Annotated in this window: 13 protein-coding genes; all 13 read left to right on the forward strand. The window is 42.3% G+C overall.

Annotated features, from left to right (window positions below; genetic code table 11):
• Positions 1-46 precede the first annotated feature (46 nt).
• The 13 genes from C4F40_RS12770 to rhaT all read left to right on the forward strand — a co-directional run bounded on the left by C4F40_RS12770 (position 47) and on the right by rhaT (position 20,890).
• A complete protein-coding gene (locus C4F40_RS12770; RefSeq protein WP_196939773.1) occupies positions 47-610 on the forward strand; it encodes an RNA polymerase sigma-70 factor in 564 nt (187 codons plus the stop codon).
• A 316-nt stretch (positions 611-926) separates the two neighbouring features.
• Positions 927-2,057 carry a FecR family protein gene (locus C4F40_RS12775; RefSeq protein ID WP_196939774.1) on the forward strand — a complete coding sequence of 377 codons (1,131 nt, stop codon included), beginning with the start codon at positions 927-929 and terminating at the stop codon, positions 2,055-2,057.
• 235 nt (positions 2,058-2,292) lie between these two features.
• A complete protein-coding gene (locus C4F40_RS12780) occupies positions 2,293-5,634 on the forward strand; it encodes a TonB-dependent receptor (RefSeq protein ID WP_196939775.1) in 3,342 nt (1,113 codons plus the stop codon).
• A 9-nt stretch (positions 5,635-5,643) separates the two neighbouring features.
• Entirely contained in the window at positions 5,644-7,371 is a 1,728-nt protein-coding gene (locus C4F40_RS12785) for a RagB/SusD family nutrient uptake outer membrane protein (RefSeq protein WP_196939776.1), read from the forward strand.
• Between the two features lie 39 nt (positions 7,372-7,410).
• Positions 7,411-8,688: a fibrobacter succinogenes major paralogous domain-containing protein gene (locus C4F40_RS12790; protein WP_196939777.1), complete on the forward strand. Its 1,278-nt coding sequence runs from the start codon at positions 7,411-7,413 to the stop codon at positions 8,686-8,688.
• A 92-nt stretch (positions 8,689-8,780) separates the two neighbouring features.
• Complete coding sequence (locus tag C4F40_RS12795; protein ID WP_196939778.1) at positions 8,781-9,917, forward strand: InlB B-repeat-containing protein; 1,137 nt, start codon at positions 8,781-8,783, stop codon at positions 9,915-9,917.
• Positions 9,918-10,077: 160 nt separating this feature from the next.
• Positions 10,078-11,112 (forward strand): hypothetical protein, encoded by a 1,035-nt coding sequence (locus tag C4F40_RS12800; protein ID WP_196939779.1) that lies wholly within the window; start codon positions 10,078-10,080, stop codon positions 11,110-11,112.
• A gap of 34 nt (positions 11,113-11,146) precedes the next feature.
• The gene (locus C4F40_RS12805) at positions 11,147-13,036 is read left to right on the forward strand and encodes a beta-N-acetylhexosaminidase (RefSeq protein ID WP_196939780.1); all 1,890 of its coding nucleotides are present in this window, start codon (positions 11,147-11,149) and stop codon (positions 13,034-13,036) included.
• A 95-nt stretch (positions 13,037-13,131) separates the two neighbouring features.
• Positions 13,132-15,516 carry a family 78 glycoside hydrolase catalytic domain gene (locus tag C4F40_RS12810; RefSeq protein WP_196939781.1) on the forward strand — a complete coding sequence of 795 codons (2,385 nt, stop codon included), beginning with the start codon at positions 13,132-13,134 and terminating at the stop codon, positions 15,514-15,516.
• Between the two features lie 12 nt (positions 15,517-15,528).
• The gene (locus C4F40_RS12815; protein ID WP_196939782.1) at positions 15,529-16,791 is read left to right on the forward strand and encodes an SGNH/GDSL hydrolase family protein; all 1,263 of its coding nucleotides are present in this window, start codon (positions 15,529-15,531) and stop codon (positions 16,789-16,791) included.
• 276 nt (positions 16,792-17,067) lie between these two features.
• Positions 17,068-18,246 (forward strand): SGNH/GDSL hydrolase family protein, encoded by a 1,179-nt coding sequence (locus C4F40_RS12820; protein ID WP_196939783.1) that lies wholly within the window; start codon positions 17,068-17,070, stop codon positions 18,244-18,246.
• Positions 18,247-18,448: 202 nt separating this feature from the next.
• Positions 18,449-19,648: a glycoside hydrolase family 172 protein gene (locus C4F40_RS12825; protein WP_196939784.1), complete on the forward strand. Its 1,200-nt coding sequence runs from the start codon at positions 18,449-18,451 to the stop codon at positions 19,646-19,648.
• 168 nt (positions 19,649-19,816) lie between these two features.
• Entirely contained in the window at positions 19,817-20,890 is a 1,074-nt protein-coding gene (rhaT, locus tag C4F40_RS12830; protein WP_196939785.1) for an L-rhamnose/proton symporter RhaT, read from the forward strand.
• The last annotated feature ends 6 nt before the right edge of the window (positions 20,891-20,896 follow it).

Here is a 20,896-nt window from a genome sequence, read left to right on the forward strand (position 1 = left end):
TTTTTTATATTAGTAGCATTACATTAAGTACAGAGAAACCTCTATTATGCGTTCGTATTCCAATCACACAGATGTAGAGCTGCTGTCATTGCTTATTCAAAGTGATGCCGTTGCTTTTACAGAGATCTATAATAGATATTGGAAGAAGCTATTTGTTTTGGCTGCAAATCGAATGCATAATCTGGAGGATGCAGAAGAAGTCGTGCAAGACATCTTTACCTCGCTTTGGAATCGTAGAGATAAGGTAGAAATCACATCAGAATTGTCCAGTTATTTGGCTGTTTCGGTAAAGTATAGAGTCATCAGAACGTTGAATCGATATTACAATATGCAAAAGTATGTTGATGCAGCCTTGACTGACCACGCAATAGACGATTCTACTCAGCAATATTTAGCTTTTGACGAACTTCGGACAGAACTAGGTAAATACGTGCAACAGTTGCCTGAAAAATGTAAACTGGTTTTTCAATTAAGTCGAGAAGAGGGATATTCGCAGAAGCAAATTTCAGAAGAACTCGGTATTTCTGAAAAAACTGTTGAAGCCCATCTTGGAAAAGCCTTTAAAACTCTTCGGTCAAAACTTACCAACTTTATGGTGACATTATTATAGATTATTTATTGCATTATAATCTAATTTTAATGCTGCAATCACATTCAATTAGTGCTATTTCCGGTACTTTTATATACAAAAAACCCAATTACATATCCCTACACTTTCTAGAGTTAATATGCTCAATTAAAAATCACGATATCGCATATTAGACATTTACTTTCTCACAGCAGCTAGTTTAAAATCATCCAATTTTTATGAGTTACGCATGTCTTCTTTATCGTTATATTGTTTTTTTTGAATTTTTTTAAAAAAAATGTTTTGAGCACTAAGGGATTTGTCCTGCATCTGATACATATATGTAAAGGTTAAAATTATGCGTAGCGAGAGGCGGTATCAAGAGTTAGCATCAAAGTGGCTGGACGGCAGTATAACAGATGAGGAGAAGGAAGAATTTGCGCAGTGGTATCATGCGCAAAATGACGAGGTGGATATTCCGCTTACTTTCGCTCGCGATGAGGCAGAACTGCAATCCAGGATTTTGGATAAAGTCAACCGTAATATTTCTGATTCAAGGACAAAGCGTGTTTTGTTTACGCCAAAAATGCAAATGGCAGTTGCAGCTTCTCTGGCGCTGTTTTTCTTGTTTGGAGGATACTTTTGGTATAGCAAAAAGATAAATGACAATGGTGCAATCCATCATGTAAGTCAAGTACAGCCTGGTGGAAATAAGGCAACATTGACATTGGCAGATGGGCAAGAAATAGATTTGAGTGAGCAGCACGAAGGATTGATTGTGGGAGATAATATAGCCTACGTTGACGGGGCAAAACTTTTTGATCAGGATACGGACGAGAGCTTATCTGCTATTCTATCCACACCAAAGGGAGGACAGTATCAAATACAACTGCCAGACGGCTCGAAGGTATGGTTAAACTCCTCCTCATCCTTGAAGTTTCCGAAGAAGTTCGATGAGAGATTTAGAGAAGTTGAACTGCTGTCAGGAGAGGCATTTTTTGAAATCAGTACACAGTATGCGCATAGCAAAAAAGTGCCATTCTATGTCAGAAATAACCAACAGCTGACGGAGGTATTAGGCACGAAATTCAATGTGAATATGTATGAAGAGGGTACAGTCACCACGGTGACAGAAGGGGCCGTAGGAGTCAGCGCATTAGGTAAGCCGTCGAGTCATCTGGCTGTATTGACGGTCGGCAAACAAGCTATCTTGAAGAGCGGTCAGGTTTCTGTGGGTGAGGTTAATGTGGAAGAATTTACGGCATGGAAAGATGGTTATTTTTATTTTAATGATGCCAGTATCTATACCGTCATGAAAGAATTTGAACGATGGTATGATATCGAGATAAAATATGAATCAACCACTTCTGACTATTTGTTTGTCGGAAAAATTCCACGTAAAGTAACACTGGCTACTGCGCTCAATGTGCTGAAAAGTGCAGGCGTCAGCTACGAGTGGAAAGACAATCGTTACCTTATTATAAAGTAACAGGATATAACTAACCTTTAATTATGATTGATATGAAAACAGGAGAGACTTAAAAAAGAGGTTTGTGTAACGAAAAAACTGGAAACGCTTGCAACATTTCCAGCTAATAGTTAGGGCAAACCAACAAAATCCAATTCGAAGTAGATATTTTATGATTAAATAACCCAAACCATACAAAGGTATGTTTTTAAAACTATTATTACGCTTTTTATTGCTTTTTAATAAAAAAAATATTATGCGTTTGAAGCTGACAATCACATTGTTAACCATTTGTTGTTTACAGCTAATAGCAAATGGACAGCGGGTAACCCTGAAGGAGCGTAATGCTCCGCTGGCTAAAGTCCTAAGCAAAATTGAGAAACAGAGTGGCTACACTTTCTTTTACAACAAAAGAGAGATAAATCTAGAGTCTGTTTATATTGAGGTAAATAATGAGAGCCTCTCAAACACATTGGACGCTCTGTTCAAAGGTAAGCCTTATGGATATGAAATACAGGATAAGATTGTTGTCCTGAATCGTCAAGGCGCTCAGAAAAAGACCAATACCTCGACGAAGAATGTACGGTCTGTTAAGATAGTACAGCAGACGCTGACAGGAATTGTAAGAGATATTGACGGCAATGTCGTGTCTGGCGTCAGTATTTTGGTCAAAGGTACGGCTAGAGGTGCTTCTACAGATACGAACGGAAGGTATCAGATCGAAGCACAAGCTGGAGAGACTTTGATTTATCAAATCGTTGGATTTCACGCAAAAGAAGTGCTGTTGACCGAAGGTCAAACCACGTCAGACATTGTCCTGGAGTCTGTTCTGGAAGATATAGATGAAGTTGTGGTCGTAGGATATGGTGTGCAAAAGAAAGAAACGGTCACCGGATCTATTGCATCTATCCAGACAAAAGAAATCAAGCAGAGTCCTGCAGCAAACTTGGCTGTTACACTCGCTGGCAGGCTACCGGGGCTGACTTCCATTCAACGTAGCGGAGAGCCTGGTCGTGAAAGTGCAGAATTGTACTTACGCGGTGTCAGTACGATCAATAGCCAGAACCCGATCATTTTGGTGGATGGTGTTGAAAGGGAATTGACGTATATTGATCCCAATGAGGTCGAGTCTGTGACGATCTTAAAGGATGCATCCTCTACGGCGATCTTTGGTACTCGTGGAGCGAATGGTGTTATCTTGGTCACCACCAGACGAGGCAAAGGTGAAAAACCGCAGATTAATTTCAGTTCAGAGTTCTCTCTTCAGGATTTTACAAGGTCACCAAAGCCTGTAAATTCGTACGACTATGCTGTTTTGAAAAACCTTGCTCTCGAAAATGAAGGGAGAACCCATGAATTTACGGCGGAGCAGATCGAGAAATATCGGCTTGGCAATGACCCGATGTATCCCAACACCAGCTGGCAAAATATCCTGTTGAAGGATTATGCGCCGCAACACAGGTATAATTTAAATGTGTCGGGCGCAGGCAAAATGGCCAAATACTTTGTAAACGCAGGGTATATCAACCAAGGGGGGCAATTCAAGACCGAAAAAGATCTTTCGTATGATCCGTCCTTTAAAATGGATCGGTATAATTTCAGGTCCAATATTGATATCGATCTGAACAAGCGCCTGAAAGCCTTCATGAATGTTGCGGGATATTTGGAGAAATTGAATTCAGCAGCAGGAGCATATGTAGAAGGTGTGTCTTTGGACAATTTGGCATCTAGCTCGCCGTCGCTTTGGATCTTGGCCTATATGAATGATCTGAATGCGACGCTTCCGGGACCTTTGACTCCTGATGGACAAGTTCTTACCAGCCAGACTGTAGCAATGCCGAGTTATGGACAGTTGAACAGAACGGGCTACGTGCAGCGTGCTATCACGAATGTGACAGCGACGTATGGTATGGAGCATGACTTGGATTTCATCACGAAAGGATTGTCTGCCAAAGCTATCATGTCCTACGATACCAAAGCGGCGAATAATTTTTATGCCACCAAACAGTACCCTCGTTACATTTATGAAATCATTCAAAATGAAGCCGGGGAAAATGTCGTGAATTATAGACCCTACGACTCCAATGAAAATACACCTTTGGGATTACATGGTATTCGAACGTACCAGACACGGTCCAATGTGCAGGCCTTCTTAAATTATCAGCGCAGTTTCGCAAAGCATAATGTGACCGGGTTGCTTTTGTTTCAACAGGAGAAGACCGTGATCAATGCGGAGTTGCCTTACAACCTAAGAGGTTTCTCAGGACGTCTGACCTATGGTTATGCCGACAAGTACTTTGCCGAATTCAATGCTGGATACAATGGGTCTGAGCAATTTGCGAAAGGCAAGCGCTTTGGCTTTTTCCCTGCTGTTTCGGGAGCTTGGTTAGTGTCTAACGAAGATTTTTTCAAGAATGATCTTGTCACGCTGTTAAAAGTAAGAGGTTCGTACGGACATGTGGGTAATGATCGGATAGGAGGAAGAAGATTCTTGTACCTGGACAATATCCAGATGGGCGGCGGTGGCAGTGGCAGCTTGGGTAGAGGGCAGACGATCAACATCAGTTCGTTGCGTAATGCCGACTTGACTTGGGAATTGGCCAAAATGACCAATATCGGATTGGAAGTAGGTTTATGGAATGAATTGACATTGAACGTGGACATGTTTAGAGAGCGCAGGGATAATATCTTGATTTATAGGCAGAGTATCTCTCGTGTGATCGGTTTGAGCAGTGGCGTACTTCCTCCTGCGAATATGGGGAAAGTAGAAAATAAAGGATACGAAATAGAGCTTAATTACAAAAAGCGCTTTAATGCTGATTTTTCTCTATTTTCCAAAGCACACCTGAGTTATGCCAGAAATAAGGTTCTATTTATAGACGAGCCTATCCGAGGAGATGACTTTGCGTACCGGTATACCTCAACAGGATATTCTATTGGACAAGGATGGGGCTATTTGGTAGACCGCTTTTTTTATGATGATATGGATATTGCGACTTCTCCGGTACAAAATGTCAGCACGACACCAAGGCCTGGAGACTTCAAATACAGAGATTTAACAGGAGACGGTATTGTAGATGAAAAAGATATGGCGCCTATCGGACATCCTTCCGTTCCAGAGTATACCTTAGGAGGGGCACTAGGTTTCAACTACAAAGGTTTTGATTTTAGTGCTTTGTTGCAAGGCGTGACCAATGTTTCCAATTTTTATCGCAATAGAAATATCTTTCCGCGAAACAACTTCTATGATATGCACTTGAATAGCTGGACGAAGGAAAGAGCGGACAATGGCGACAAGATTACCTATCCTCGATTGACGACATTATCCACACAAAATGAGTGGAAAAACGATTACTTCACGATGGATGCCAGTTACCTCCGGTTGAAAAATATGGAGATCGGCTATACGTTGGGCTCCGATGTGACCAAGCGGTTCGGTATCAACTCGGTTCGTATCTATGGAAATGGTTTTAACCTGTTTACATGGGATCGATTGCCAACGAGAAATTTTGATCCGGAGCTGTCGGACGAATTAGCTGAAGGTTATTCTTATCCTGTGGTGAGGTATTATAATGTAGGGTTAAACATTATCTTTTAAGCGACTATTATGAAAAAAATTATTGTATATATAGTGAGTATTGGTATTTCTTACTTTGCGCTAGGCTGTAAGAATGATCCATTGGATATAACGCCAGATGGTAGGATTACGATGGAAGATGTTTGGAAGGACGCGATCAGAACAGAGGCTTTTCTGAATACGGTGTACCAATTTGTTCCAGGTTATTTTATGTCTTACGGTTATTTTGAGACGATCTCAGGCTTGTCTGATGAGAGCTATTACAAAGAGGGGATTGGTATTGCTTGGGCCAATGGTTCCTTGAGTCCGAACAACAATTTTGTCAATGATTTTTATAACAATTGCTGGTCGGGTATACGCTATGCGAATGTATTTATTGAGAATATAGATCGTGCGCAGGTAACCAATGAAAACAACAGGGGCTTATTTAAAGCGGAGGCAAAAATATTGCGCGCTTTTTATTACCTGGAGTTGATCAAGCAATACGGGCCGATGCCAGTTATCGACAAAGAGATAGCGGTGGATTTTAATTTTACCTCTTTGAAGCGTCCTACTTTCCAAGAGAACGTTGATTTTATTGTCCGTGACTTGGATGATGCATTAGCAGAATCGCGTCTGCCGATCAGGATAACTGTTGGTAGCCAAGGCGGACGGGTGACGAGAGCGATTGCGCATGCGATTAAATCGCAGGCGTTATTATACAATGCGAGCCCGCTTTGGAATTCACAAGATGCGGCCAATCCAGAAGGTGATATCAGCAAATGGGCGGCGGCGGCGCAAGCCAGTAAAGAAGCAATCCAAGAATTGACAAAAAATGATGAGTATAAATTGTACAGTAACTATGGCGATTACTTCTTGAGGGGTTATGATGTCGTACCTCAGCCTCAAGATCGGGAAACTATCATGGAAACTGGCGGCGGTAGCAGGACCCATTTTATCACGATGAACAATATCCCGAGTAAGACGGGGGTAGATCGTGCTGGCGCTACACCTACACAAGAACTGGTCGATAGTTATGATATGCAGGCCACAGGTCTTCCTGCTATCTTGGGTTACAACGATGCCAATCACCTCGACCCCATCATCAGTACGGCTTCTGGTTACAATGAAAATGCGCCCTATGTCGGACGTGATCCACGGTTTTATGCTTCGATTTGGTACAATGGCGCGAGTTATGATAATATTCGGGGCAATATCCACACCGTAGAAACTTTTACCGGCGGAGCCGATCAAATGTTAAGGACAGAGGTCAATGCCAATACAGGAACAGGTTATTATCTGCGCAAGTTTATCGATCCTATGATTCAGGTAAGTGAGCGATCGAATGCGAGTTTTAAGAAGTATCGATTGGCGGAGATCTACCTCAATTTTGCGGAGGCAGCGAATGAAGCGGGAGTGGATATCAGTTTGGCTTATGAAGCGATCAATACGGTAAGAAGAAGGGCCGATATGCCTGATATCGCCGCGGGGCTGACGAAAGAAGAATTTAGAGACCGCATCCGTCGGGAGCGTAGGGTCGAGTTGTTTTTAGAAGAGCATCGTTTCTGGGATGTACGACGTTGGAAAATCATCGATCAGGTGGATAAATTGGTCACCGGTATGGAAATCACACAAGTAAGTCCCAACAACTATGTCTATACGCGTTTTGTTGTGCAGCGCAGAGCATCTTGGCAAGATAAGTATTTGATTTTCCCGCTTCCATCGAGTGAGTTGAGTAATGTGCCTGATTTTTCTGACAATCAAAACCCGGGATGGTAAAGACAAGTCTGTTTTGTTGACGATTTAAAAAGAATAAGTATGAAAACGATCAAGAATATAAGAATATATAGGGCGATATTTCCCGTTTTATGCGCTTTGACTATGCTCTTTGTACTGAGCTGTCAAAAGGATTATTTTGCGCGGGATACAGCGGATGATGATGTCCCGCTCTCCCAAATGGAGCCTCCTGTGGTCAAAACTTTGGCCACAACGAATATTTCGCAAGTTGCAGCCCAAAGTGGGGGTGAGGTTCTTCAACATGGAGGAGGAAAGATCCGCTCAGCAGGTATTGTTTGGGCGGAGAATCCCGCACCAACGATAGGTGATTTCAGAAATGGCAATGGTTTTACCAAAGGCGAGTATCGCAGTGCATTGACCAAACTGACCCATAGTACTACTTATTATGTGCGTTCTTATGCGACGAATGATAAAGGTACTGCGTACGGCGAAGAGTTTTCATTTACGACCCCGACCCCGTTATCTCCTGTTGTGACGTTGGAAGCTGTTAAAGATGCGGCCGTGGTACGTTTAGGAGGTCGTGTAACAGATCATCTGGATGCGGTTGTCGAACGCGGAATATGCTGGACGCTGACGGGTGTACCGACGATTGAGGGTGATAAGCTGACATCTAACGCATCCTTGGACGAAGCGGAGTATTTTGTGGATGTTCCATTGAGCAGTCTGGATATAACGAAGACCTATCGTATTCGTGCTTATACGATCAGCAATGGCGGTATCAGCTATGGTGAAACGGTGTTTTTTAATGGTACTCGTCAGCTGGTGACGGATAATGACGGTAATGCATACACAGAGGTGCGTATTGGCGATCAGATCTGGATGGGCGAAAACTTTCAGTCTCGAAAATACAGAAATGGAGACCTTATTGCGGGACTATTGGATCTTACCCCAGAGTATCTGGATGCTTATGGGAGGTTGTATTCCGCCAATGCAGCCATTGATGCACGCAATTTGGCTCCTGAAGGATGGCGAGTCCCTACGTTGGAAGATTGGCAAAAGCTAGCGGCCTTTGTCGGTCAGGATGGTGGTCAATTAAAAAGTACCAGCCTATGGAATGCGCCGAACACGGGAGCAACCAATAGTAAAGGCTTTACAGCAGTCGGTGGTGGGTTTTCAGCGTACGGTAGTGGGCCTATAGAGATCGGTGCAGTAGGCTTTTGGTGGACGAAAACACTGTCAGCTAATGATCCTAGTCTACAGTTTAGATTTGCTTTGATAAACAATGGTACTAATATAATAGAAGTTCCGCAAGGAGATCGAAATTTCTTCCAGATGTCGGTCAGATTAATTAAAGAGTAACAGACAATTGATATACTTTCCTGTTTGATATCTTCATTAAACAGGAAAGTATTCATCTTCATGAGCAATTATTGGCAATAAAAAGAAAGAAAATGAGTACGATAAAGACAGTTTTTTATATGATATTGTTGGCCTTCTTTAGCCTGTCTTGTACAGCAAGAGAGGACAATCAAAACCATCAAATCAAAATCGCGATATATCCGGCCCATGCGGGAGAAGTCGCCGGTGAGGCAAGCTTGAAAAAAGGAGAAGAGGCGACGATATCTGCCAAGCCGATAGATGGCTTCGTGTTTGACTATTGGCAGATCGCGGGTAGTGGCGAGGTTTTTTCAAAGGAGGGGCAATACACATTTAAAGTAAGTAGTGATCTGGATCTGATTGCCGTGTTTAGAAGAACCGCTGAAAATTCGCTCGTCAATAAAGCAGAGCAGATCGAGATTCCGCTGATAGCCAATTATGGGAACAGCACACCCGAGAATAAGTTGATACTAACTACCCGTTATATCGGAGATGATTTTATAGAAAACGGTATTTCTAAAGAAAAATCCGGTGTCGTGAATGATAAAGGCAATATCTCGATGGTCATAAATACCAAGGAGCTTGAAGCCAAGGGGCTATACACACCTATCACAGGAGGTGGCCCACATATGTGGTTATCCAAACAATTTACAGAGAAAAGTATTACGCCATGGTCAGTCGATGGTCAATATATATCGCTCAGTGTCAAAGCTGCGGTACCTTTTGTCGAATTGACCGATCCGCAGGGACGTGTCGCTGATAATAATTTTACGGCGGAGCAGGCGCCTGTCACGCAGTTGTCATTTGGTCTCTATTTTAGAGACAAAGTCAATGGGATAACGTTTGCCTACATCATACCGATGTACGAATCGCGAGGTACATATCCCGAAACGGCGAACGCGCATGATACATTTGTGAGCTTTGTGTCTTCGCCTTTGGAGGCGAAGAGTACGTACGTGACCAAAGCGCCTATGTCTGCAACCTTACAGTCAAAACCTTATGAAGAACAAAAGTATTTTGAGGTGCACCTGACGAAACAAAATCTGGAAAAAGCCATCCGCGACTCGAAGGAGAATTTCTCGACGGATATATCCAAGTATGAATTGACAATGGCGGGAATCTTATTTGAACTGCCCAACTATGTTAAAAATGGACACAATGTGACCATGCTTAATCTTTCTGACTTTAATGTCAAGATAGACAAAAACTAACTCATTGTAATTAGATAAGAAAGAACCCATATGTTGTTAACGGGGCATCAAGCCTTGTTAACAATATGTTCTTTTTCATTTCAACATTGATTTTGCTGCTAGACCTATTATGCTATGCCTGTGGATAGCGTTGCTTGATCCTTGTTCAAAATATACAGCTATGAAGAAGAGAATGTATGTCCTTTTTAAAGGCTTGATCTTGTTGACCGGTATATTGTTCGCGTGTCAAAAAGAAAAGCAACCGAATGATAAACCAGAAACGCCTGAAGTACGGGTGTTGTTTGAGCAACCGATAGTCACCAACCTAGAAAACTATGTGTCCAAGGATCCCAATATGGTTGCATATCAGTTGGAGGATCGGATGCTGATGACAGCGTATTCTTTGCATCGCTATACTTCTGGTGAACACTATTTCTTCCCGATCACAGCATGGGATATGGGTGAATTTACTGGGGTAGCCAGTTCACTCCCTTTTCTACACTCTCAATTCAGTATCTCTACAGCCAACGGGCGTAAAGGTGCGACAGCTTTCCAAGCTGCGGGCGATGCTGTCGGCGCAATAAATGCGCCACACCTATTTCCGGACATCATAGAGCAGATGTCGGGGACATTGATTTTTCCGGTACACCCCCTACATGCGACATTTTCCCAGAGCAAAAGAATAAGACCTTTTGCGGATAATAGAAAGTCGCTCAACATGTCATTTGAAGCCAAAATGCCCATCGCTAATGGGTATGGTACCAATGGTATTGGTTATTTGGGGCCTAATTTTACGCTGCGCGATGTAGTGCACGGAACGGTTTTCTATATAGGTGCCCAAATTTGGGACAGTAGAGGGACGGCACATGAGGGGCTTATGGTAGATGATTGCGATAAATGCAGTGGCAACGTCATGGTGCCGACGATCCTAAGCAGCAGCTCACGATATATCACGCAGATGGAAAACTCAGGCTCTTTCAGAGGGAATGCCTGGAGTGATTTTCAATATTTTGGCTGGAGTATCACGCGAGAAGACATGACAAAGATCATTAAGGAGATCAAGGAAAATTATCCAGATAGACCGTTGAGTGATAATTTGGGTAATTATGAAGTGGTGAGTTTTTTGTTGGGTACAGAAATTGTGCTTCCCACCAAATCGGATAAGTACGTCATGGCTACAGCAATCAAAAACTTCAAGGTCACCATTACCCCGTAACGCTATTTTATAATCCATATTAATATTTAATTCAATGAGAACTTATTTTTTCAGTATACTCTGCTTGCTTTTCTTTTCCAGTAAGCTCACTTTTGCCGTTTCCTATATACATATCATTCCAGAGCCCCATCATATGGAGAGAAAAGCCGGGACCTTTAAACTACAGGCTTCGACTACACTAAAATACAACAATGAAGAGGCTCGAGATATTATTGACGTTTTTCAAAAGGAAATCGCGCCGGTGACTGGCTATGCTCTGCAGATAGCAAAAGCTGTGTCAAGCAAAGTTAACAATTCGGTTTTCTTTGAAATCAGTTCCGAATCTGATCAGTCTAAGCTGGGTAAAGAAGGTTACGAATTGCGTATCTCATCGGCAGGGGTGCATCTCAAAGCACATACTGCACACGGTCTTTTCAATGGTATACAATCCATCAAGCAGCTTTTTCCAAAGGAGATTGAAGCAGGTGCGTTGATACAGAAAAATGCTTGGGATTTGCCTTGTGTGGACATTGTGGATTATCCCCGCTTTGGCTGGAGAGGATTGATGATGGATGTGAGCAGACACTTCTTTTCTAAGGATTTTGTGAAAGGATATCTCGACCAAATGGCCAAATACAAGTTGAATGTTTTTCATTGGCATCTGACGGATGACAATGGTTGGCGTATAGAGATCAAAGGTTATCCTAAGTTGACCGAAGTAGGCGCTTGGCGAGCGGAGCGTAAAGGAAGATGGGCCTCACTGATGCCTGAGGAAAATGAAGCGCAGACCTATGGAGGATACTATACCCAAGAGGATATCAAAGAAATCGTTCAATACGCCCAAGAGCGATACATTACCATCTTGCCGGAGATCGATGTTCCGGGACATAGCTTAGCCATGATAGTTGCTTACCCATGGTTATCCTGTTCGGGAGAACAGTTTATGATCAACAACGGAAGAGGTATCGGTCATGAGCATAATGTGCTTTGTGTCTCCAATGAGGCGGTGTATGATTTGTTGGATAGTGTTTTTACACAGGTAGCCGCATTGTTTCCGGGTGAGTATATTCATGTAGGTGCCGATGAGGTAAATTATGATTATTGGAATAAGCATGAGGGATGCCAGCAACTTATGAAAAGCTTAAATATCAGTACGGGCAACCAACTGCAAAACTATTTTCAGAAAAGAATGGAAAAAATCATTCAGTCCAAAGGGAAGAAAATGATCTGTTGGTATGGAGATTATATGGAAGGGATGGATCCCGAGACAGCTGTCTACAGCTGGCAAGGTAACGGAGCAGGTATTAAGTCTTCACAAGAAGGTCGAAATGTGGTCATGACTCCCGATTGGGAAACGTATTTGGATTTTTACCAGGGAGACCCATCCTCAGAACCGTTCAGTATCATCGGCGGCATTGTTAGACTAAAGCACTGCTACAATTTTGATATCGTGCCTCAAGGAGCCAAAGAGGAATTCATCTTAGGTGGGCAGGGCAATCTGTGGGCAGAAAGTATTCCAAACGACCGTCACCTGGAGTATATGACATGGCCGAGAGCGTTGGCACTGTCAGAGGTTTTTTGGTCACCGAAAAGTAAACATAGCTGGCCAGATTTTTTGGTTAAAGTCGAAAATCACTTACCGAGATTTGCTGCTGCGGAGGTAAATTATGCCACAAGTTTTAAAAATGCGATCATAACAGGCGTACACGATAAGACGACGGATGAGTGGTTGGTCAAGCTAGATTCGGAGTATCCTGACGCGGATATTTATTACAATTTTGATGGTACGATCGCGGATAAATTCTCGGAAAAATACGACAAGAATCCTTTGAAGGTGCCAAAAGGAGCATCGCATATTCGGGTGATCACGTATCGTAATGGTCAGCCGTTGGGAAGAGAGGTTAATTTCCCGCTAACGGATTTACAAAATCCTTTATTGCGCTAATTTTTTCAAGAAATGTGTCAGACGAGTTTAAATACACCTGTGTGTACAGATTATAGCCTAGGTTGCAGCCGAAGCTTCACCTAATTTAAATAACGATGTATAGGATTCTAGTTCTTCTCCATTTATTCTTGTTTTTTCGCCCGAATGGGAATGTGTACGCTGTGCCGCCTTCTATTGACTCTGCTATTATACATAAGAAATGGGATGCACAATGGATAACGGCCCCAGGGATCTCATTAAAGGATTTTCAGGTGCTTCATCTTCGTAAAACTTTTCAGTTGACAGCGGTTGATCAGGAGTTTTTGGTACACGTCAGTGCAGACAATAGGTATAGATTATATGTCAATGGCGAAGAAGTAGGTAAAGGGCCGGCAAGGGGCGATTTGAATAATTGGTTCTTTGACACGTATGATTTAGCACCGTATTTAAAACAAGGCGAAAATGTCGTGGCTGCGGTGATCTGGAATTTCGCTGAATTTGCACCAATGGCTCAAATTACGAATAAAACAGCGTTTATTTTGCAGGGCAATTCCAAGAGGGAAAGCTTTTTGAGTACAGGAGCCGATTGGAAGGTCTACGTGAATCAAGCGTATGAAACGCCGAAGGGTTTTGCAGTATACACAACCGTAGGGCCCAATGAAGTCGTGGATGGTCGTTTGTATCCTTTCGCATGGCAGAATCTGGGCTATGATGATCAGTCCTGGTTGCAACCCCGTTTATTGGGACGTGGGACACCCAAGGGGAAGACAAGTGGTTGGGACTGGGCTTTAACTCCAAGGACAATCCCTCAGTTGGACTATAAAAAAGAATATTTTGTACATCTCTTAGATCACGAGGGAAAAAAGGCAAAAACAAATATTGAAAAGGGATTTAAGGCTATGGTCATCCCTGCATATACTAAAGTAAAGATTTTATTGGATCGGGGCATATTGACGACGGCCTATCCCGAGATAGTCGTTTCAAAAGGAAAAGGAAGTTTGATAAAGTTGGCTTATGCGGAGGCTTTGGTCGACGCTCAAGGTGTCAAAGGGAATAGGGATATTGTCATTGGTAAGCAAATGCCCGATATGTTGCAAGATACTTATGTTGCAGATGGCGCAGATGCACGCACGTTTCAACCCCTGTGGTTGCGGACATTCCGTTATGTCGAATTGGCGATAGAAACAAAAGACGATCCGTTGGTTTTGGAGGATGTATACAGTTATTTTTCAGCCTATCCGTTTCAAAGGACAGCCGTGTTTGAGAGCGAGGACAGGCTATTGGAGGAGATATGGCAGGTGGGATGGCGCACGACACGCTTATGCGCCGGAGAGCTATATTACGATTGTCCATATTATGAACAATTGCAATACATAGGCGACACGAGGGTACAGGCATTGATTTCGCTTAATTTGACAACCGATGATCGCTTGGTGAAGGCGGCTATAGCACATTTTAAAATGTCAACGATGCCCAATGGCTTGACGCAAAGTCGATATCCTTCGTCAGAATATCAGATTATACCGGGGTTTTCGTTGTTCTGGATCGCTATGGTGCACGATTACATGATGTATCGTGATGATGCCGCATATAGCGCAGAGCAAGTGCAGACGATAACGCATATCTTGAAATGGTTTGAGGATAATACCCAACCGAATGGTATGCTCGGGCAGATGGATTATTGGAACTTTGTCGATTGGTCTTTTGGTCCGTGGAAAGCAGAGTTACCGATTGGTGGAACGCCTCCGGGCACGTTTGACGGTCACTCATCCGTGTTGTCCTTATTGTATGTCTTGGGCTTGGAAAAGGCGGTGGATATTTTTCATGCTTTGGGGCAAAAAGATAAGGCGGCGTACTATGCAAATGTATCTGCGAAGATGAAATCCAGCATATATGCGTTGTGTTGGGATCCGACCAAAGGTTTGTTGGCAGATTCTCCTGAAAGGAATTCTTTTAGTCAGCACGCCAATGCGCTAGCGACCTTGGTAGGTATGTTTACTGAAAAGCAGCAAAGAGGTGTCATGAATAAGGTGATGAACACAGACGGAACGGTGTTGGAAGCCTCTCTTTACTTTAAGTTTTATGTATTCCAAGCGGTCAAGAAAGCGGGCTTAGCGGACAACTATCTAGATTTTTTAGCCCCTTGGGAAAACATGTTGGAGCTAGGTCTAACGACATTCGCGGAGACGCCAGAACCGACACGATCGGATTGCCATGCTTGGAGCGCACATCCGTTGGTTGATTTTATGACTACGGTTTGTGGTATCGAGCCGATGGATTTTGGATATAAAAAGGTGAAGGTGCAACCTCATCTGGGAAGATTGTCTACGGTAAAAGGAAAGGCTATTCATCCGAGTGGAGCGATCCCTTTCGACCTAAAGAGAAAAGGGCGTAAAGGCATTGAAGGGACGATAGAATTGCCTATTGGAATTACAGGTGTATTCTTTTGGGAGAACACGCAGATCGAACTAAGTCCTGGATTTAATACAATTAAACTTTAAAGGATTTTTAATATGAAAAAGCTGATGGGCATAAGAACAAAACTTTTCGGACACTTATTTTACCTCTTTTTTAGTGGTTTGATTATGATCGGATGTGCTAAAAAGGATCTAAGGGGACTAGCCGTGCGTCCGGAAGAGCGACCACAAGAAGAAACTGAGAATCCTGCATCCGGAGGGGCTGGGGTAGATACCATACATTTACATTGGCCGGCCTACATTTCATTGAAGGATTATTTGGTTCCTTTTACAGCGGCAGATACGATTGTTCATGAACTGATATTGCCGATTAAGCAGACGGAAAGCAATGCTTCTGCACATTTGTTGTTTCCTGCGAAGAAGATATTGAAGGTCCAGGATGTTTATTTAGAAAAGGAATACCAAGAGCACAAAGACTGGGTAGTCAATGGCCGTGAAATCACGCTTACGGCACAATCTTCTATGTTGTTTCTACGATCGGCTGAATTGCTTTTTGGAGCAGATAAAAAAATGGAAGGGTTTTATCAGGAGGCTAAGGAGCCTGGCTACTTTGTGCTTTATGACGAGCACCGACTTTTCCCTTTACATCAGTTAGCGGTGACTTATATACCAGATCGGGGACACACTGTTCCTGATCAACCATTAAAGGTGTATGATGAGAAGATACACGGTAAACTGGAGCGTACCTTACAAAAATTGAAACAGGGAGATCCACTGAAGATTGTCTTTTACGGGAATAGTATAGAAGTGGGGGGGAATACGAGTGGTTATTTGGGAGTCAAGCCTTTTATGCCCAATTGGACTCAATTGGTGGTTTATCAACTAAGATCGACGTATTCTTCTGAAATATCCTATATCAATAATGCTAAAGGAGGCATGGTGGCCCAATGGGGAGTGGAAAATGCGGAACAGCGTGTGGCGAATGAAAATCCTGATTTGGTGGTTATTGCGTTTGGGATGAATGATGGGACTTTTGGTGTGTCGGAGGCGGATTTTATCGGACAGTTGCAGCGGATCATGGACATTACAAAAAAGAAAAATCCAGCCTGTGAGTTTGTTTTAGTGTCGCCAATGCTGGCGAACCCCCTTGCTATTCATAGTAAGAGTCAGGAAAGCTATCGTATTCCGATGTTAAATTTAGCCACAAAAGGCGTTGCAGTGGCGGACGTTACCCTTTGGCATAAATGGTTGTTGCAAAACAAATCCTATCAAGATATGACTTCAAACAATATCAATCACCCCAATGACTATTTGGCGAGGTGGTACGCACATATCGTATCGGCTATTTTGACGCCGTAGGTACAATAAATATTCATGTACTTCAACAGCTGAATAAGGAAATGAAGAAATTGGGCATTACGTTTATGAAACTGGAATCGCACGGAGGATTATGCGGTAGCGAAGTCTGTCACCTTGAAAATAACAGGCAATGTTGAGTCGCTCAAGGTCCTTGAAAAAGATACTGGTGTTGAGAGAATTATACCTGTCGATGCTTCGAACCAATTTACGGAGGATTTTATGGCTGGAGATGGTAATCTCTATATTGTTAAACTTAAATAAATCATTAGATAGATTATGTTAAAAAAGATTATAGCTGCTTGTTTGTTAGCTGCGTCCTGCTCTTTTTTGAGTAGTGCCTATGCCCAGGTGAATGTAGATACCATAAATTTACATTGGCCTGCTTACATCTCACTGAAGGATTATCTTGTCCCTTTTATGAAGGCGGATACCATTGTCCATGAACTGATATTGCCCATCAGTAAGTCTGAAAAGGGAGCTATCGGTCATTTGTTATTTCCGGCTAAGAAGGTATTGAAAATACAAGATGTTTATCTGGAAAAGGAATACCGAGAAGGTAAAGATTGGGTGGTCAATGGTCGCGAGATTGTGCTGACCGACAATTCTCCTATTCCATTTTTGCGGGATGATGAATTGCTTTTTAAAGAGGACAAGAAGAAAGAAGGGTACTACCAATTGGCAAAAGATAGTGGCTATTTTGTGCTGTATGATGAACACAAACTATTTCCTTCGTACCAACTGGCGGTGACCTACGTGCCAGAGCGAAAGGGCGCATTTTCTCCTCAGCCGCCGAAACTGTACGATCAAAAAATCCACGGTAAACTCAAGAGGACCTCTCAGAAACTGAAACGTGGCGAACCCCTGAAAATTGTTTTTTATGGCAATAGTATAGAAGTCGGTGGCAATACGAGTGGCTATTTGGGTGTTAAGCCTTTTATGCCGAATTGGACACAATTGGTGGTTCACAATCTACGGTCTACGTATTCCTCTGAAATCACATACGTCAATAATGCTAAAGGAGGTATGGTGGCGCAATGGGGGGTAGAAAATGTGGAAGAGCGTGTAGCGAATGAAAAGCCGGATTTGGTCGTTATTGCTTTTGGTATGAATGATGGGACTTTTGGTGTGCCTGAAACTGAATTCATCGCACAGCTTCAGAAAATAATGGATATCACCTCCCAAAAAAATCCGAACTGTGAGTTTATTATCGTGACCCCGATGCTCGCCAATCCACTTGCCATCCACAGCAAAAGTCAAGAAAGCTATCGGATTCCTGTCTTAAACTTGGTTAAACCTGGTACTGCGGTAGCTGATGTTACGGCGTGGCACAAATGGTTGCTGGACTACAAGTCCTATCAAGATATGATAGCCAATAATATCAATCACCCCAATGATTATTTGGCGAGATGGTACGCGCATGTTGTATCGGCGATTTTGGTTCCAGAGAAGAAGTAAGTATAAAAACATTAACATAAGGCGTTGTTTATTACGGAGGAGATTTACTATCTGAGTACTTTTACAAGCTAAGTACAGACATTATCGATATGTTCATCCAGAGCTCGTCGACGGATAGACCAGTCGCGTTTCGACAGGCTCAGCGTGATATCGAGTAGTAACGTGCTTCGATAATGCACAACGCAGTAACATCCATGATAATATGAGGTATTTAGATTTAAAAATTGTTTTTCCAGCACGTAGAATAAAGACATTTCTCCTCCTACTCTTGATTGGACATATAGGATATGCACAAGAATTTTCGAACGATTTAATTGGGTTAGCTACGATAAAGGAGGGGGTCAAAACGAAAAGAGTGAGCAGTTATGATACAACGGGAGGAAATGCGGATTCTTTTTTGAAAATCGAAGATGGTACATCCCGTGTGCTTATGGATATAAAGGGAGCGGGTATTATCAATCATATCTGGATCACCTTGGCACCAGAGCCGGAAAAAATCAGCAGAAATGATGTGATTATCAAAATGTATTGGGATGGAAGTGACAAACCGTCCGTACTTAGTCCATTGGGTCCATTTTTTGGACAGGGTTGGGAAGAGGCTTACGAATATGCAGCTTTGCCGCTCGTAGCAGGCCCTAAAGAAGGGCGTAGTCTCGTCTCTTATTTTGCGATGCCATTTGAGAAAGGCGCGCGCATAGAGATCGAAAATCAAACCGGAAAAACCATCGATGCCTTTTACTTCTATGTCGATTACGTCGAGATGAATAAGCTGCCTAAGAATACGGGGAGATTTCATGCGTGGTATAATAAAGAATTGACACATGCCGGGGAAAATGGAGAAAATGAATGGGGTATTTTTGAAGAACCGGGATCAAATCTAACGGGTAAAGAGAATTATCTTATTGCTGACATTAAAGGTAAAGGCCATTTTGTGGGAGTCAACTATTATGTCCATTCACCTACACCTTTTTGGTATGGAGAAGGAGATGATATGATTTTTATTGATGGAGCGGATCAACCGACATTGAAAGGGACAGGGACAGAAGATTATTTCAACACTGCTTGGTGTCCAGATACGTATTTTGTACATCCCTACTTTGGCTATCCGCGGGTCAACAAAAATATAGGTTGGTTGGGACGTACACATATGTACAGATTTCATATTTCCGACCCTATTTATTTTGATACAGCACTCAAATTTACAATAGAACATGGTCACAATAATCAGTTGACGCTCGATTTGGCGAGTGTGGCGTATTGGTATCAAAAAGAAGTTGCTGCGGTACCGGCTACCCCAAATAAGGAACAACGTAAACCGAAACCTGTGCATACATATAATGAGTTGCATAAGTGGCGGCATGAATGGCGTAAGGCAAATGGAAACGCACCTGATCTGTGGTAATATTCCGGCCTAATAATTTTTTGATACAGTTGATAATTTGCCTCGTCAAGTCTGATTATTTTGTGTAGATATAGAGAAACCCTAACATGACAGTTCATAACAGTTGTATGAATAGAATGTTTTATCTTAGAACACATTTATAAATCTATAATTATTTAAAAGTAATTTATGAACGCAATAGCAGGAGTAATTTTTCATTTTATCGGAGGGTTTGCATCAGGAAGCTTCTACGTGCCTTACAAGAAAGTAAAGGACTGGTCTTGGGAGGCCATGTGGATACTTGGTGGTTTATTTTCTTGGATCATCGTCCCGCCTATTGCAGCGTATTTGACAATTCCGAATTTTGTAGAGATTATCCAAAATACGGATTCAAGTATTTTGGGATATACCTTTTTATTCGGTTTGTTATGGGGTATCGGGGGCCTTACCTATGGATTGGGAGTACGTTATCTCGGCGTTTCCTTAGGGAGTAGTGTGATTTTGGGATTAAGCATGGTTTTTGGTTCACTCATGCCCGCGATTTATTATTTTTTCAATAAAGCAGAGGGTAAGCATGGTATAGATTATTTTTTTACCACCAATGCAGGTATCTGCGTAATGGTTGGTTTATTAATCTGTATTCTAGGTATTTATTTCTGTGGAAAAGCCGGGGTGTTAAAAGAAAGAGGCCTTGCTAACCTATCTGGTGAGGCACAGTTGGAATATAAATTTGGCATGGGTATTACCGTAGCTATTATCTCCGGAATATTGAGTGCCTGTTTTAACTTTGGTATAGAATCGGGTAAACCGATGGCAGAAGTTGCCAATCAACTTTGGAAATCAGTTAATCCCAATGAAGGAGAATTTCTATACCAAAATAATGTAACTTATATCGTGATACTTTGGGGAGGGTTTACGACAAATTTCATTTGGTGCCTGTATCTACTGGCTAAGAATAGAACATTTTCAGATTATAAGAAATCTTCAGCGCCATTGCGTAAGAATTTCTTACTGTGTGCATTAGCAGGTACAACATGGTATTTGCAGTTTTTTTTCTACGGTATGGGCGAGAGTAGATTAGGAAACGGAGCAAGTTCATGGATCCTACACATGGCATTTATCATTTTGATTTCAAATGCATGGGGTGTATTCCTGAAAGAATGGAAAGGCGTGAGTAAAGCTACCTATCGCTCTATTATAGCTGGTATTGCTGTCATCATTTTATCCATCTGTATTGTTGGATTTGCAAAGACATTGGAATAATAACTT

Origin of the sequence: Sphingobacterium pedocola (genome assembly GCF_015209965.1) — a bacterium.
Lineage (GTDB): Bacteria > Bacteroidota > Bacteroidia > Sphingobacteriales > Sphingobacteriaceae > Sphingobacterium > Sphingobacterium pedocola.

Bases quoted from the DNA above. Each gene is read 5' to 3' on its own strand.
- C4F40_RS12770 (WP_196939773.1), top strand. From the start codon at position 47: ATGCGTTCGTATTCCAATCACACAGATGTAGAGCTGCTGTCATTGCTT.
- C4F40_RS12775 (WP_196939774.1), top strand. From the start codon at position 927: ATGCGTAGCGAGAGGCGGTATCAAGAGTTAGCATCAAAGTGGCTGGAC.
- C4F40_RS12780 (WP_196939775.1), top strand. From the start codon at position 2,293: ATGCGTTTGAAGCTGACAATCACATTGTTAACCATTTGTTGTTTACAG.
- C4F40_RS12785 (WP_196939776.1), top strand. From the start codon at position 5,644: ATGAAAAAAATTATTGTATATATAGTGAGTATTGGTATTTCTTACTTT.
- C4F40_RS12790 (WP_196939777.1), top strand. From the start codon at position 7,411: ATGAAAACGATCAAGAATATAAGAATATATAGGGCGATATTTCCCGTT.
- C4F40_RS12795 (WP_196939778.1), top strand. From the start codon at position 8,781: ATGAGTACGATAAAGACAGTTTTTTATATGATATTGTTGGCCTTCTTT.
- C4F40_RS12800 (WP_196939779.1), top strand. From the start codon at position 10,078: ATGAAGAAGAGAATGTATGTCCTTTTTAAAGGCTTGATCTTGTTGACC.
- C4F40_RS12805 (WP_196939780.1), top strand. From the start codon at position 11,147: ATGAGAACTTATTTTTTCAGTATACTCTGCTTGCTTTTCTTTTCCAGT.
- C4F40_RS12810 (WP_196939781.1), top strand. From the start codon at position 13,132: ATGTATAGGATTCTAGTTCTTCTCCATTTATTCTTGTTTTTTCGCCCG.
- C4F40_RS12815 (WP_196939782.1), top strand. From the start codon at position 15,529: ATGAAAAAGCTGATGGGCATAAGAACAAAACTTTTCGGACACTTATTT.
- C4F40_RS12820 (WP_196939783.1), top strand. From the start codon at position 17,068: ATGTTAAAAAAGATTATAGCTGCTTGTTTGTTAGCTGCGTCCTGCTCT.
- C4F40_RS12825 (WP_196939784.1), top strand. From the start codon at position 18,449: ATGAGGTATTTAGATTTAAAAATTGTTTTTCCAGCACGTAGAATAAAG.
- rhaT (WP_196939785.1), top strand. From the start codon at position 19,817: ATGAACGCAATAGCAGGAGTAATTTTTCATTTTATCGGAGGGTTTGCA.